Raw genomic sequence first — 15,682 nt, forward strand, 5'->3', positions numbered from 1 at the left:
GAACAAAATTCATGGTGTTGAGGTCACGTTCGCGACGCGAATCGTTGTATCTGAACTAAACGGTTTATAGTTTCAGGGGATCAACGCATTAAGGAACACCCATGACCGAGACAGCCGCCATCCTTCGCACAGGTCGTAAATTCGATCAGGTTTTGCGCGGTGCCCGAGAGGTGTTCATGGCGGATGGGTTCGAAGGCGCCAGCGTTGATGACATCGCCCGCGCGGCAGGCGTCTCAAAGGCGACACTGTACAGCTATGTCCCCGACAAACGGCTTTTGTTCATGGAAGTCGCCCAGACCGAATGCAAACGGATGGCTGAGAACGTCATCTCGATGATCGATGATTCCAAACCCGCGCGCGAGGTTTTGACAATCACTGCAACACATCTCGCGGCGTTTCTGGTTTCGGATTTTTCACAACAGGTCTTTCGCATTTGCGTCGCAGAACGCGACCGCTTTCCAGAGCTGGGCAGCGTGTTTTTCGAAGCCGGGCCGAAGAACGGCCAGCGCCACATGGTCGAATATCTGGAAAAGGCCGTCAAAAAGGGCGAGCTGGCGATCGAAGACGTCCAGATCGCGGCCGAACAATTCTCGGAGTTGTGCAAGGTGCGCATCTGGACCAAGGCCGCGCTGGGTATTCAATCCAAGTTCGATCAGTCCGAGATCGACGAAATCGCGTTGCAGGCCGTTGATATGTTCATGGCACGCTACGGGGTTTGACCAAGATTTAGGCAAGCGCAGGGGCAGACAGGCCAAACCGGCCAATGATGTTTGACAGACGCACCGATCTGGCAAACCATCGGGCGGATGCAACTCAGGCCCTGTGACCCTTGACCAGTGTGAATACCAATTTCTCGCGGCGACTGAACGATTTGCTTGTTCAGATTTACCCTGCCCACGATCATGCAAAGCTGGCGCATCAGATCTCGGATGCCTTCTGGCCCGAGGGCTCGCACAGGCGCAAACAGGGGCGCAAGCCAGGCAATACGCTGTGGTCGGAAAAAGACAGTGTTCTGATCACCTATGGCAACTCGATCGAGGATCAGGCCCACAAGCCGCTGGACCTGTTGCATGATTTCCTGATCCGACACCTGAGCGGTGTGGTGAACGGCGTGCACATCCTGCCGTTTTTTCCGTTCACCTCGGATGACGGGTTTGCGGTGTCCGATTATTACACCGTCAGCCCGCAGCTTGGGGATTGGGCGGATATCACCCGGATCGCGGATGACTTTCACCTGATGTCCGATCTGGTCCTGAACCACGTGTCCAGTCAGGGTGCGTGGTTTACCGATTTTCTTCAGGGCAAAGCCCCATATGACAGGTTCTTTTTTCAGGCCTCGCCCGAGGATGATCTGTCAGACGTCGTGCGCCCCAGAACCACGCCTTTGCTGCGTCAGGTCGACACCAATCAGGGTGAAAAGCACGTCTGGTGCACGTTCAGCCATGACCAAGTTGATCTGGATTTCTCGAACCCCGAGGTTTTGGTTGAGATGCTGCGGATCATCCGCCTGCATATCGACAAGGGCGTGCGCATTCTGCGCTTGGATGCGGTGGCCTTTGTATGGAAAGAGATCGGCACCAATTGCATTCACCTGCCGCAGACCCATGCCATCGTGCAGCTGCTACGGTTGCTGTGCGACTACGCGACTGAAACGTTGGTGCTGCTGACGGAAACCAACGTGCCGCGCACCGAAAACCTCAGCTATTTCGGCAACCGGAACGAGGCGCATGCGGTCTACAACTTCCCCCTGCCGCCGCTGATCCTGCATGCGATGCAGTCGGGTACGGCGCAGTATCTGCGCGAATGGCAGGCCGCGATGCCACCCGCGCAGTTGGGGTGTGCCTATCTGAATTTCACCGCCAGCCATGACGGCATCGGCATGCGCCCCGCCGAAGGCTTGCTGCCCCCGGATGAAAAAGAGCGCATGATCGACACCGTGCGCCGGATCGGTGGTCTGGTGTCAATGCGCGCGCTGCCGGATGGGCGCGAAGAACCCTATGAACTGAACTGCGGGTATTTTGAGGCGATGCGCGCCACCTTCGCGGGCAAGGATCAGTATCATCTGGCGCGATTTATCTGCTCGCAAACCATCGTCATGTCGCTGGAGGGGATACCGGCCTTTTACATCCACTCGCTGCTGGCCACGCCGAACGACCATGAGGCCGTGGAACGGCGCGGCATGAACCGGGCAATCAACCGGCACCGCTGGCACTATCCCGATTTGTTGGCGCGGCTGGCCGATCCGGGCTCCAACCAGGCGCTGGTGCTGTCGGAACTGTCCAAACGTCTGCGCCTGCGCGCCCAGCAACCGGCGTTCCACCCCAACGCCACGCAATTCACGCTGCGGCTGGATGATCGCGTGTTTGGCATCTGGCGGCAAAGTCTGGATCGCAGTCAGTCGATCTTTGCGCTGCACAACGTCTCGGTCGAGCAGGTCCATGTCAGCCCCGCTGAGATCAACATGATCGCCGAAGAAGTCTGGACCGACGCCCTGACCGGAGAGATTTTGGCCACCAACGGCCCTGACATCGTGTTGGCGCCGTATCAATGCCGATGGGTCACGAACGCGGGGTGAATTCCTCCAAATCGTCGGATACGGCGGCTTTGAGGCGCAACAGGAATTCCGGATCGGCGGAATGCACCCGGTTCCACGTGGGGATGAACGGGGTCTCATGCGGGTTGTCCAGAAACACCTGACCCGCGCGGATGATGTTTTCGGCGAACAGTTCGATGGATTTCTCTTCCTTGTGCCGATCCAGCTCTAACCCGTTCATCTTGGCATCGGTATAGTAACCCTCCAGCAGATCCAACGCGGACCGGTAATAGGTCGCCTTGAGCGTGCGGAAGGTGTTGGGCGTAAAGATCGTGCCATCTGCGGCCAGTTTGCGGAAGATCGCTTTGCAAATATCGGTGGACATGCGCGACAGGCCCCGACCCGCGTCCTCAGGCGACAGGTCCTGGTGTTTGTGATCGTAATTGTCTGCGATCTCGACCTGACAGACGGATTTCGGGGCCAGATTGCGCCACGCCTCGGACAGCACCCCGATCTCTAACCCCCAATCCGACGGGATGCGCAAGTCGGGTAGGGTTGGGGTGCGGATGGCGAATTCACCGGACAGCGGATAGCGAAAGCTGCGCAGGTAGTCGAGGTAATCGCGATCCCCGATCACTTTCTTCAGCGCAATCAGCAGCGGGCTGACCAGCAGGCGCGTGACACGGCCGTTTAGCTTTCCGTCACCGACGCGCGGATAAAACCCCTTGGCCATTTGAAACGGGAATGTCGGGTTGACCACCGGATAAACCAACCGATCCAGCATCCGCTGGTTATAGGTCACGATATCGCAATCATGGATCGCCATGACCGAACTGTCGGCACAGGCCAGCAGGTAGCCGATGCAGGACCACACATTTTTGCCCTTGCCCGGCTCTTGCGGCGCTAACCCCAGCTCTTGCAACTGGGATTGCAGCTCGGTCAGTCGCGGGCTGTCATTCCAGATCACCGCGTGGTTTTGCGGCAGATCGGAGAAAAAGCTGCGGGCGTGGCGATACTGCGCCTCATCCGCCTGATCCAAACCGATGATGACTCGGTGCAGGTAAGAGACCTGCGACAGCTCTTTCAGAATACCCTCCAGCGCTGATCCCTGCAGTTCGGAGTAAAGGCAGGGCAGGATCAGGGTGATCTTGCGAGTTTGCGAAAAGACCGAGATTTCATGCGCCAGATGCTCGGCCGGTCTGCTGCGCAGATTGTGGAGGGTGGTGATGTTTCCGTTCTGATGAAAATCTGCCATGTCTTCTGCCTTTTGTCAGAGCCTCGCCGTCAGGGTCAAAATCGCCTCTGCCCAGCCCTGCGGTCCAGTTTGCGTTGTCCTGAGAATGCGCGCTTCAATCTCGGGCGGGAAAGAGGGGATTTGGGGGCCATCCGGATTGGCAACAACCACGCCCCGATCTGCCGTCTGGATCATTTCGATGTCATTGGGCGCATCCCCCAGGGCCAGCGTCTGCCGGGGGTTCATGCGGTCAATGACCTCAGCCATAGCATCGGCCTTGGTTTTGCCGTGCGACAGGGTCAGAAACCGCCCACCACGCCGGGCATGCAGACCCGCACGAGCGGCCTGAGCCAAAAACGCCTCCAATGCCGCGTCTGAGCCCGTCCAAAGGCCCGGTTCACTAAACTGGCGCTGACGTGCAAGAGTTGCTTGTTTTGACGGTAGACCAGTGTGTTGTGCAACATCTAGATCCGTCATATCGCCGAAACCAACAAATCCCGGCGGCAGTGTTGCGAGGGTTGATCGCACGTGCCGATATACACTGTCATCTTCGGCGCAGGCTTGGTCAGGCCACAGAATTCCGGCGCCGTTTTCGACAATCGCGGGCATGTGGGTCAGGCTCATATCCTGCTGTAGTGATCGGATTTCAGCGGCAGTCTTGCTGCTGGCCAGAACCAAACCTGCGCCCAACTCGGTCAACCGCGTCAGCCCGGGCTTGGCCGCATCCCAGCTATAGTCGTGGTGGTCCAGTAAGGTTCCGTCGAGGTCGGAGAACACCAAAAGCGGCAAGGAAGGGGCAGCGGCATTATTCATTACCCGGAAAGTAGAAAACTGCCGCTGCGCGATGTAAATCCATTGTGGCGAATTTTACATCATACCGAGCGCCCACGCCTAAAAAATAGGCACAGGCGTCGCGGCTCACTCGATGAACGTGCGGGCCAAGCGGTCGCTGATGGGCTGCGACAGATAGCTGATCACCGCACGCTCGCCTGTATTGACGAACAGATCGGCGGGCATTCCGGGCACCAGTTCCAGTGCGGCCACCTCTTGCGATTGCTCTGGGTCCAACTGAACCCGTGCCTTATAATAAGGCTCACCCGTGCGCTCGTCCTCCAGCGCGTCGGCTGAGATGTCAAAGATCCGGCCACTGGCTTCGGGCACATCCGCCTGAGCGAAAGCTGACAGGCGGATACGCGTGCTCTGACCGATGCGCAGCTTGTCGATATCGCCGGTCTTTACCCGCGCCTCGACGATCAGGGCCTGATCGGCAGGGACAATATCCATGATCGGCTCGCCCGGACGAATGACGCCGCCCTTGGTCGACACGCCCAGATTCACGACGCGCCCGCTGGTCGGGGCCAAAACCTGCGTCCGCTCAAGCCGGGCCAGCGATCCGGCGAATTGCGGGCGGATCAGGTCCAGCTGCGCCTCAACCACCGCGAGTTCGCCTGCGATGACCTCATCGCGCAGTTTCTTCTGGCTGAGCAGCGACAGCTCCAGCTCTTGCATGCGGTCCTGGGCCTGCGCGATCTGGGTCCGCAGGGACGCGTCCGACCCGCCAAGACGCTCAAGCTCAATCTGCCGGGCGCTGACCCGAGTGGCCGCCACCAGACCCTTGGCCAGCAGCGTTTCCAGATTGGCCAGCTCAGCCCGCGTGATGTCCATCTGGTTCCGGGTTGAACGCCGCTGCTCGGTCAGACCTGCGATCTGATTGCGCAGGCTGGTAATGCGCTGTTCATTGATCTGCTCTTCGGTGCGGCGGGCGCGGGCTTCGGCCTGAAACAATTGCTTTTGCGTCAGATAGGGCGACACCCAGTGCAAGCGGTTCATGCCGTCGCGGAACCCAGCCAGCGCGGTGGCCTCATCGAATTCGGCCAGCCCGCTCATCTGCGCCAGCAGGCGGGCCCGGCGCACGGAAAGCTCGCCCAGTTGGCTGCCTTGGACGCTGAGTTCTACGTCAATCTCGGTGCTGTCCAGCTGCACAACCGGCTGTCCGGCTTCAACGAATTGGCCGTCATAGACCAGAATGGCTTTGATAATCCCCCCATCCAAATGTTCGACCGTTTTGCGGTCGCCCTCGACCACGAAAGAGGCGGGTGCAACCACGGCCCCGTCCAGTTTCGACGCAAACGCCCAATAGGCGCTGCCACCGACGAAAACCGCCAAAGTGAACAGCCCGAACAGGACATAGCGCGTGATGCTGGAAGAGGTATCCGTGATCTCTTTGAGTTGGGTTTCGTGAAACCCGACGGCGTTGCGGGACGAAGCGTATTTGATCAGGTCGCTCATTGGGCCGCTCCTTGGATCTGAGTTTCGTTTGCAGGGCGCGCGGTTGGTGTGTCCAGCACGTTGCGATGGGTCACTTTCAACACGTCCTGCTTATCGCCGAACTGGGCTTGGGTGCCATTGCGCAGCACCATCACCTTGTTGGCGGCCTGCAACGTGGCCGGGCGGTGCGTCATGACAATTGCAATCGCGCCCCGTTCCTGTACAGCCAGCAGCGCATCGCGCAGGGCCTGTTCCCCTTCGGCATCCAGATCCGAATTCGGCTCATCCAGCACCAGCACGAACGGGTCGCCGTACAGCGCGCGGGCCAGAGCCAGACGCTGACGTTGCCCACCCGACAGGAAAAAGCCCTGACCGATGCGGGTTTCATAGCCATCGGGCAGGCTGCTGATTAGTTCATGCACTCCGGCCTCACGGGCGGCGCGCAGAACTTCGGTGTCGTCGATTTCCACTGAGAAACGGCCGATGTTTTCGCGAATGGTGCCGTCAAACAATTCCACATCCTGCGGCAGATAGCCGATCTGCTTGCCCAGATCCTCGGAATTCCATTTCGACATGGGGCTGCCATCCAGCAGAACTTCGCCGCGCTGCGGGTTCCAGATACCGGCCAGCATCTTGCTCAGCGTGGTCTTGCCCGACCCGCTTTGGCCAATCACCGCCAAAACATCCCCGGCCTTGAGGCTGAAATCGATCCCGCGCAACGTGGCGTTCATCGCGCGCGGCGGGGCCGCCTGTGCGATGCGGGTGTCCAGCGATTTGAATGCGCGCGGCAGATGCAGGTTGGCCGGTGCCTCGGCAAAATCTTCGGTCAGTTTCTTGATTTTGGTGTAGGAACCGCGCGCCGCCAGAAAGGTCCGCCACTGGCCGATCAACTGATCAATCGGTGCCAGAGCGCGCGCCAGAACGATGGTGGCCGCGATCATCACACCGGCGGTGGTTTCCCCGGTGATGGCCAGCGCCGCGCCAAGGCCAAGGGCGGCGGATTGCAGGCCCATTCGGATGGTCTTGGACATGACGGAAAAGCTGGCGATGCGATCTGCGGCGCGGGTTTTGTGCTGATGCGCATCCGCCTGCAAAGCCGTCCAGCGGCGCACGAGGTCGGATTTCATCCCCAGCGCCCGCACCAGTTCGGCGTTCCGGTCGCTGGTCTTGAACAACGCGTCCGAACGACTGCGGGTTTGCGTGGCCTGTTTCATCGGCTCGCGGGCACGGGCATTGTTGACCAGCGCCATGATGGTCAACGTGATTGCCCCAACAAGGCCCAGAAGGCCCAGCAGAGGGTGTAGCACATAGAGCACCATCAGATAGATCGGAATCCAGGGCGCATCGAAAAACGCAGTCAGGGTTGTGCCCGAGATAAACTCGCGAAACCCATTCACATCTTCGACGAGGTTTTCACCGGCTTCGTTTTCGCCTTCGACGCGGCGGCGCATCGCGGCCCCCAGCACGGGGGCGCCGACGGCCATCTCGAACCGGGCGGCCAGTCTGCCCAGAATGCGCATCCGCATCAGGTCAAGGCAGGCAATCACCACAAAGACGCCAGCCAGCAGCATGGACAGGGCGATCAGTGTGTCGGGGTTCTGGCTGGTCAGCACACGGTCATAGACCTGCAGCATATAAAGCGGCCCGGCCAGCATCAGAAGGTTCAGAAACAGGCTGAAGACCGCAACCGCAACAAAACCTTTGCGCAGCGATCCCCAGGCGGATTTGACGGGATTGTGGTTCTGGAACATGTCTTGGGCCCTTTCCGGCTAGAAAAACGGGGCGACCCAAGGCCGCCCCGTCAGGGTTCAGTTACGCAACAAAGTCGTTGTCGTTCAGATCAGCACTGTCGATGCCAACCAGACGCACCGTGCCTTCGTCACCGAACGAGATCAGCGTGTCATTGCCATCCTGGGCAACGTTCACCTGACCACCGAAATCGGGGCCAAAGTCACCGAATTGCAACGCATCGCGACCAATCTCGAAATCCTGGATCGTGTCGTTGCCGAAGTTCTCACCGAACGAGAACGTATCGCGACCCAGACCACCGATGAGGATGTCATCGCCACCTTCACCCGAGATCACATCGCCACCGGCCCCACCGTTGATCACGTTGGACAGATCGCTGCCGATGATCACGTCGTTATCATCGGAACCGATCACGTTTTCGATCGATTGCAGCGTGTCGGTTTCAACCTGATTTTCGATCACGTCTTCGCCGATCACACCCAGCACACCGTTGATAACACCATTGGGCCCGATGCCATCGCCTGGGTTGGGGTCAAGGGTTGCACCGGCATCAATCAGGGTGTCCTGAACCACCGGACCATTCTGACCCGCCGGGGCGTTGTGCAGATGGATCGGAGAGACAACGCCAGGGATCGGGGTGAACAGTTCGGCCTCGCTGATGCCGACAACGTCCAGCTGGCTGGAATAGGTCACCTCACCCGTGTTCAGGTTCTGCGTGATGACTAGTGTCGCCTCACCGGTTGCTTCGCTGTTGGACAGCGGCCCCGGTTCCTGCGCTGCATCCAGACTGCCGCTGAGGGTGACAGTGCGGATACCATCCACTGTGACGTCATCCTCAACCAGCAGCTGCCCGCGGATTTCCCCGCCCCGGAACTGCGCCGTGTGGATGTTATAGTACAGGTTGCCCTGTACGGCCTGCTCGACAAACTGGGCACCGTTTGCGATGGCCGAACCGAACTGATCCGGGTCTGCAACCAGCGCATCTGTCACAGTAACGCTGAAGCCGGTATCGCGGGTTGCTGTACCGTTGCCATCGGCGTCCAGACGGACCTCAACCGCAACATCCAGATCCGAGAAGTCGGCCGTGTCGATGCCCTCACCACCGTTGATGAAGTCATTACCCAGCCCGCCAGTCAGAACGTTGTCGGCATCGCCGGCGATCAGGACGTCATCACCGGCACCGCCGAAGATGTCACCATTGGTGGTGCCCAGATCAACAAAGATGTCATCGCCATCGCTCAGCAGAACGTTGCCGTTGATCACACCTTCCTCGTCGTTGACGATGGTCACAACACCCGCGTCCGATGCGTCAATCGCGTTGACCGTGCCGCGGATTTCACCTTCGTTCAGGATCGCGCCCAACAGGTTCAGGCCACCATCGACGCGGATACCAGCCGCGGCGTCCGAGTCCTCGGACCCTGCGATCAGGCCCTCGTTGACAACAACACCTGCAAAACCTGCATCGTCCTGACCTGTGAACAGGCGCAGACCGTCCCCGACCTGATTGCCTTCGACCGCGTCGCCGCGCCCCTGGAAGACACCATCGTTAAGGACAACCGCCGACACGACGTCACCGGATTCGTCGCCGGTCTGCAGCGAAACGGCGGAACCGTTATTGCCTTCGCCTGCATCAACCAGACCGCTGTTGGTAAAGGTATAGTTGTCAGCCGTACCATCGGCATAGACCGTACCATTGCGCTGGTTGCCAGTGCCCAGGATGTCGCCTTCGTTGACAACCTCAAGACCTTCGCCATCGATGTTCAGCGCGCGGCTGTCCGAGGACACGGTCCCACGGTTGACGAAAGAACCACCAGAGTGATCGCCCGTACCAAAGTACACACCGTTCTGAACGCCTGCGAACTCGCCGCCTTCTTCGTTGAGCAGAAGGCCCTGGAAGTTGACGTTGTTGACAGCGCGGAACGCACCAACGGTACCGTTTGCGCCCTCGGACGTGACCGTGCCGCTGTTCAGGATGGTTCCGTCAAACAGGGCAGGGCCGAAACCGCCGCCTTCCAGACGTACACCTTCCAGACGGATACCGTCACCCGCCGTGCCCAGACCTGCGCCTGCGTTGCCGCGTCCCGCAACAGTGCCATCGTTGGTGACCAGAACGTCGCCGTTGCCTTCTGCGTCCAGCGACAACGAGATGCCCGAGCCCTGATTGCCTGCGCCCGCGTCAATGGTGCCCGACTCGGCGTTGGCGATCGAGAAGTCGCGCGCAGTGTCATCCGAATACACGGTGCCGTTGCGCTGATCGCCTGTGCCCAGAATGTCGCCTTCGTTCAGGACGCTCAGCCCTTCACCGTCGACATTCACCGCCCGGCTGTCCGACGAGACAGTCCCACGGTTGACGAACGAGCCGCCTGTGTGGTCACCCGTGCCAAAGTAGACACCGTTCTGAACACCCGCGAATGTGCCGCCTTCCTCGTTGAACAGTTCACCCTGGAAGTTGACGTTGTTCACCGCACGGAACGCACCGACAGTGCCGTTGGCGCCCTCGGACGTGACTGTGCCGCTGTTGGTGATCGTGCCATCGAACAGGCCGGGTTCAAACCCGCCGCCTTCCGGGCGCACACCTTCCAGGCGGATGCCGTCACCGGCGGTGCCCAGACCTGCGCCTGCATTGCCGCGACCGGCGATGGTGCCTTCGTTGTCAACGGAAACGTCGCCGTTGCCTTCGCTGTCCAGCGACAACGAAATGCCCGAGCCCTGATTGCCTTCGCCCGCGTCAATGGTGCCGGATTCGGCGTTGGTGATCGAGAAGTCACGCGCGGTGTCATCCGAATACACGGTGCCGTTGCGCTGATTTCCGGTGCCCAGGATGTCGCCTTCGTTGACAACCTCAAGACCTTCGCCATCGATGTTCAGCGCACGGCTGTCGGACGAGACGGTGCCCTGGTTCAGGAACGAACCGCCCGTGTGATCGCCGGTTCCGAAATAGACGCCATTCTGAACGCCTGCGAACTCACCGCCTTCCTGGTTGACCAATTCACCCTGGAAATTGACGTTGTTCACCGCACGGAACGCGCCGACGGTGCCGTTGGCGCCCTCGGATGTGACCGTGCCGCTGTTGTTGATGGTGCCTTCGAACAGACCGGGGCCAAAGCCGCCGCCTTCCAAACGCGCACCTTCCAGACGGATGCCGTCACCGGCGGTGCCCAGACCCGCGCCCGCGTTGCCGCGACCCGCGATGGTGCCTGCGTTTTCAACAGAAACCTCACCGTTGCCGTCTTCGTCCAGCGACAGCGAGATACCCGAGCCCTGATTGCCCTCACCGGCATCGATAGTTCCGGTCGCGATGTTGTTGATCGAGAAGTCACGCGCGGTATCATCCGAATACACGGTGCCGTTGCGCTGATCGCCGGTGCCCAGAATATCACCGCCATTCAGCAGATCCACGCCCGAGCCGTCGATATTCACGGCACGGCTGCCGGATTGGATGGTGCCAAAGTTCAGTACATCCAGATCATGTTCGGCATCGCCGATATACAGACCATTGCGCGGGCCTTCGATGACGCCGGTCGAGGTGTTGAGGATCTCGCCCTCGGTATTCGCCCCGTCGGCAATACGGATACCGGCGGCCGTGCCCTGATTGCTTTCGGTCGAGATCAGGCCGCTGTTGACAATCTCGGTCTCCAGAATGGTGCCTTCAACACCTTCATCGATCCGAATGCCGTCGCCTGCCAGCGCGGTGTTCGACGCCGCCTGACCGCGGCCCTGAATGGTCGCGCCTGCGCCGTTGAACACGTCGGTTTCCACCCGGTCACCGAATTCATCACCCACCTGCAACGAGATACCTGCGCCGCTGTTTCCAACGCCCGCGTCGATAGTGCCGCCTGCAAAGTTCGAGATGGTGACATCTTCGGCAGTGCTGTTGGTGTAGATCGTGCCATTGCGCTGATCGCCGGTACCGATGATGTCGCCAAAGTTGCGGACATCAATGCCCTGACCCTGAATATCAACCGCACGGCTGTCAGAGCTGATGACCCCGCCGCTGAAGTTGTCCAGGCTGCCCGAGCTGCCTGCACCGGCAAACTGAACGCCATTGAACTCACCCGCGATCTCACCAAAGTTGCGGATCGTCGCGCTGCCTGTGACCTGAACGCCTGTGGCATTCACTTCGGGGCCGTTATTCGCCTCGATCAGGCCCGAGCTGAAGTTGAACACTTCAACATCCTGACCTTCGGCCAATACGGCCGCCACGGCGTTGTTGGTGATGATCTCGCCAAAGTTCAGCAGGCGCGAAAAGTCATTGGCCAGTACAAAGGCCGGGGTGTCGTCGACCACGGTACTTTGGAAGAAATTGTTAACGAGGGTCTGACCGTCGCGGCTTGTTTCTTGCGCCAGCGTTGACGAGGTCAACAGACGCGCACGAATGCCTTCTATGAATTGGGACAGCATGAGGGACTCCATCATGGGTTTGCGTTTTACGGCTCACCCGGTGGTCTGGGCGCGTCGCATAGCAAAGGGGTAGTCACCACCGCTGGTCAGCTAAAATACATCCTGCGAATTGGGGATATAACAAATGCAAATACTCACGAACTGCGTGAAGTGATCACAGGTTGTTTTATTTATTTTCAATGGCTTAAAAAACTGTGGTCCCCGTTAAGATACTATTCAGTGGCGGCTATTGACACTTATGTGAGCCGAATTGATCGGGTTTTGATGCAGGCATGCCTCCGTTAGGCTATGACTCCCCTAAGCCCGACCGGCCTTATAAGAGTATCGAATAGCCGCAATCATGAATTTCAGAGATTTGGAATATGTTCTGGCCATCGCCAAACACGGTCAGTTCAGCCAGGCGGCGGTCGCCTGCAACGTGTCTCAGCCCGCATTGTCCAACCAGATCAAAAAGCTTGAACAGGAACTGGGCGCCGATCTGTTCCTGCGCCTCAACAATGAGGTACGCCCGACACTGTGCGGGGAACGTGTGATCGCCATTGCCGAGCGTATCCTGAACGACGCCCAGACCCTGCGCGACACTGCAACCCAGTTCCGCGACCCCGAGGCCGTGCCGTTTCATGTGGGCATGACGCCCACCTTGGCCCCTTACCTGACTCAGTATTTCTCGGAACTGTTCAGCACGCTGTTCCCCAGAATGCGGGTCAAGATGGTCGAAGACCTGCCGCATAACATGCTGCAAATGGTCGAGGACCACACGCTGGACCTTGCGCTGGTGGCCAAGGTGAACAACTCTGCCGCACTGGATTTCACCTCAATCTGGGCCGAACCACTGTTTCTTGCTGTGCGCGAGGGGCATCCGCTGTGTCAGTTGCCCTCGATCGCACCCGAGGACGTGCCCTCGCATGATTTTATCCGGCTACCCCATAGTTTCGGCTATGATCTGGAAGATCGCCTGCCCAAATCGGACCCGTCGAACCGGGCCAGCAAACGCTTTGATCTGAGCGCTTTGCGGTTCGAAACGATCTGCCGGCATATTTGCCATTCGGATGACTGCACCATCGTCTCGGCGCTGGCGGCCGAGCAGTTCAAGGGCGACAACTGGCCCTTGTGCTTTATTCCTTTCGACGCCCCCGGCAACCTGCGCAACCTTGGCGCCGCGACCCGGCCCGGTTGTCCCCGCAGGCCGTTGCTGGACCGTATCGGCCAGTATATTCGTGAAAACCCTCCGGTCGGCGTGACGCCGACCTTTCAGGACTGAGATCATATTCCCCCGTCCAATGGGTCTTTGGGGCTATGCCATCTAACCGCTGGGCGAATACATCTGAATTGGTGTAAGCATCGGACAAGACACCTTTTCCAGACCACAGCCATGCCATGCGCGGTCTAATCACAAAACAGGAGGCCGCCCCTGATGCCGGATCTTTCCGAATACCGCCAACTGGCGCAAATCATGTCCGTGGATGCCGTAGCTTTGGTGCCCGGCCCAAACTTTACACGGGCCTTTGGAAAACCCTTTCCAAGCCATGAGCGCCCTATTGTGGTGGTCATCCCGGCCCAGGGCGCACCCGCTGCGATTATGCCCAATCTTGAATTGGGAACATGGGCGCTGGTCGGTTTCGAGGGTGAGGTCTTTGACTGGATGGACCAGACCGGGTACGACGATGCCTTTGCCGCCTTGGCCAAGGCGATGCCGCTTAAATCCGTGGCCGTCGAGGGGCAGGTGATGCGCGTTTTTGTGTCCAAGGCGCTGACTCAGGCAATGCCCGGTTTGCAAATCGTGGATGCCGAGCGCGAAATCTCCGGCCTGAGGATCATCAAGACCCCAGAGGACATTCAGGCGTTGCAGGCTGCGATAGATATCTCGGAACGGGCGCTTGAGCGTGTGATCGCGGATGTCCGGGTTGGCCAGACCGAGAAGCAGATTGAACAGGCGTTGATTCAAGCCCTGTTTGCCGAATGCGCAGAATCGCTGGCTTTCGGGCCAATCGTTGTCGCGGGTGACAACTCGGCCCGGCCCCATGGCGCGGCCCGCGTGGACTATCAGATCAAACCCGGCGATGCGCTTCTGTTTGATTTCGGCGCGCGCAAGGATGGCTTTGCCGCAGACATCACGCGCACGTTCTTTGTTGCCGAGGTCTCGGATGAGGGCCGGGATGTTTATGACACGGTGCTGCGGGCCAACCTGGCCGGGTTCGAGGCCTGCCGCCCCGGCGTTTCGGCCCATGACATCGATGACGCCGTCACCCGTGTGCTTGAGGCTTCGGCCTATGCGGATCGCATCCGCACCAAGACAGGCCACGGGTTGGGGCGTGACGTGCACGAGGCCCCGTATATCATGCGCGGAAACCATCAGGAAATCCGCACCGGCATGGTCTGGACGAACGAGCCCGGACTTTACGATCTGGGTAATTTCGGGGTCCGCATCGAAGATGATGTGCTGGTGACCGAAGATGGCTGCCGGTCCCTGACCAGCTTTCCCAAAGAGCTGACTATTATCGGGCGCTGATAACGGTCACTTTCCCTAAAGCGTCTCGGGTTTAACTTGACACACGTGTACCCTGCCACGCCTGCGGCGTTTTCGGGACATTCGTGTCGCAGAGTGATTCAGGTAAAACCCGAAACGCCCTAGTCAGGTTTTGCGCGTGGCCCGTACCATCTCTAACAGTTCATCTTTGGTGCGCTGAATGTGGCGGGTCAGCAGCTCACACGCCTCGGTGGTTTGCCTGGCGCGGGCCAGAGCCAGCAACGCACGATGGTCTTTCTTGGCCGGGTCGCGCTGCTCCATAACACTCAGGTGCATGCGCACATAGCGGTCGGCCTGAATGTTGAGCCGCTGCAGAATCTCGGAACTCAACCCCCGATGCGCCGCAGCATAAAGGGCCGCGTGGTATTGTGTGTTCAAACTGCCCCACCGTGCGACATCCAGGGCGTCATAGGATGACTCCATATCCTCAAGAAGGCGTTCGCAAGCTATAAAGTCAGCCTCGGTTATTTGCGGAATGGCCCGCGCGAACAGATCAACCTCCAGCAGGGTGCGTAAATCGAAAATCTCACCGATTTCCGACATGGAATGCGTGGTCACCGAGGCCCCCCGGTTGTTGGTCAATTGCACCAGCCCTTCGGCGTCCAACCGTTTCAAAGCCTCGCGGATCGGCATGCGCGAGACATCATATTCTTCGGCCAGGGCCTCCTGACGGATAGCTTCGCCCTCGGCCAGTTCACCACTGAGAATCCGTTCGCGCAGATCATCGGCAATGGCTTGGGGTAGGCTTTGCCGGGCAATCGCGCGGGTTTTGGGCATTTGATCGGCCTCGGGCATCAGGAAAGTGTATCCAAAATACAAAGAGAGAGGATGGTTTCCAAGCCCTTCAAATTGCGAAGTTTGGCGCGCGGATCGTTGCGTGTTTTTCCTATAGTTCCAGCCAATACAAAACATCAAAACAATCTATTGGACCGATGAAACGATTTCCACCAGATTGCGGCCAAACCAGCGA

10 protein-coding genes are annotated in these 15,682 nt (G+C 59.2%); 4 read left to right on the forward strand and 6 right to left on the reverse strand.

The features are described 5' to 3' along the window. Window positions 1-101: 101 nt before the first annotated feature. Both ACR0J5_RS13820 and ACR0J5_RS13825 read left to right on the forward strand, forming a co-directional pair. Window positions 102-719 carry a TetR/AcrR family transcriptional regulator gene (locus ACR0J5_RS13820; protein ID WP_480654260.1) on the forward strand — a complete coding sequence of 206 codons (618 nt, stop codon included), beginning with the start codon at window positions 102-104 and terminating at the stop codon, window positions 717-719. 119 nt (window positions 720-838) lie between these two features. After that, window positions 839-2,575 carry a sugar phosphorylase gene (locus tag ACR0J5_RS13825; RefSeq protein WP_480654705.1) on the forward strand — a complete coding sequence of 579 codons (1,737 nt, stop codon included), beginning with the start codon at window positions 839-841 and terminating at the stop codon, window positions 2,573-2,575. Here the strand turns inward: ACR0J5_RS13825 and ACR0J5_RS13830 are convergent. The 5 genes from ACR0J5_RS13830 to ACR0J5_RS13850 form a co-directional block, all read right to left on the reverse strand. Continuing rightward, entirely contained in the window at window positions 2,559-3,788 is a 1,230-nt protein-coding gene (locus tag ACR0J5_RS13830) for a glycosyltransferase family protein (RefSeq protein ID WP_480654262.1), read from the reverse strand. The two genes, ACR0J5_RS13825 and ACR0J5_RS13830, sit on opposite strands and share 17 nt — an antisense overlap. 15 nt (window positions 3,789-3,803) lie before the next feature. Continuing rightward, entirely contained in the window at window positions 3,804-4,580 is a 777-nt protein-coding gene (locus ACR0J5_RS13835; RefSeq protein WP_480654264.1) for an HAD-IIB family hydrolase, read from the reverse strand. A 105-nt stretch (window positions 4,581-4,685) separates the two neighbouring features. Beyond that, window positions 4,686-6,056, reverse strand: coding sequence for an HlyD family type I secretion periplasmic adaptor subunit (locus tag ACR0J5_RS13840; protein WP_480654266.1), 1,371 nt, complete (start codon window positions 6,054-6,056; stop codon window positions 4,686-4,688). Continuing rightward, window positions 6,053-7,786 carry a type I secretion system permease/ATPase gene (locus tag ACR0J5_RS13845; RefSeq protein WP_480654268.1) on the reverse strand — a complete coding sequence of 578 codons (1,734 nt, stop codon included), beginning with the start codon at window positions 7,784-7,786 and terminating at the stop codon, window positions 6,053-6,055. Before ACR0J5_RS13845 ends, ACR0J5_RS13840 begins: the two co-directional genes overlap by 4 nt. A gap of 61 nt (window positions 7,787-7,847) precedes the next feature. Then, complete coding sequence (locus ACR0J5_RS13850) at window positions 7,848-12,185, reverse strand: beta strand repeat-containing protein (protein WP_480654270.1); 4,338 nt, start codon at window positions 12,183-12,185, stop codon at window positions 7,848-7,850. Window positions 12,186-12,525: 340 nt separating this feature from the next. Here ACR0J5_RS13850 and ACR0J5_RS13855 point away from each other — a divergent pair, with 340 nt between their 5' ends. Both ACR0J5_RS13855 and ACR0J5_RS13860 read left to right on the forward strand, forming a co-directional pair. After that, window positions 12,526-13,446: a LysR family transcriptional regulator gene (locus tag ACR0J5_RS13855; RefSeq protein WP_480654272.1), complete on the forward strand. Its 921-nt coding sequence runs from the start codon at window positions 12,526-12,528 to the stop codon at window positions 13,444-13,446. 153 nt (window positions 13,447-13,599) lie between these two features. Next, entirely contained in the window at window positions 13,600-14,694 is a 1,095-nt protein-coding gene (locus ACR0J5_RS13860) for a M24 family metallopeptidase (protein WP_480654274.1), read from the forward strand. A gap of 123 nt (window positions 14,695-14,817) precedes the next feature. Here ACR0J5_RS13860 and ACR0J5_RS13865 read toward each other — a convergent pair whose 3' ends face one another. Next, on the reverse strand, window positions 14,818-15,489 hold the full coding sequence (locus ACR0J5_RS13865) for a GntR family transcriptional regulator (RefSeq protein ID WP_480654276.1): 672 nt from the start codon (window positions 15,487-15,489) through the stop codon (window positions 14,818-14,820). Window positions 15,490-15,682: the final 193 nt, after the last annotated feature.

It is taken from the genome of Ruegeria sp. BE1, from assembly GCF_056538885.1.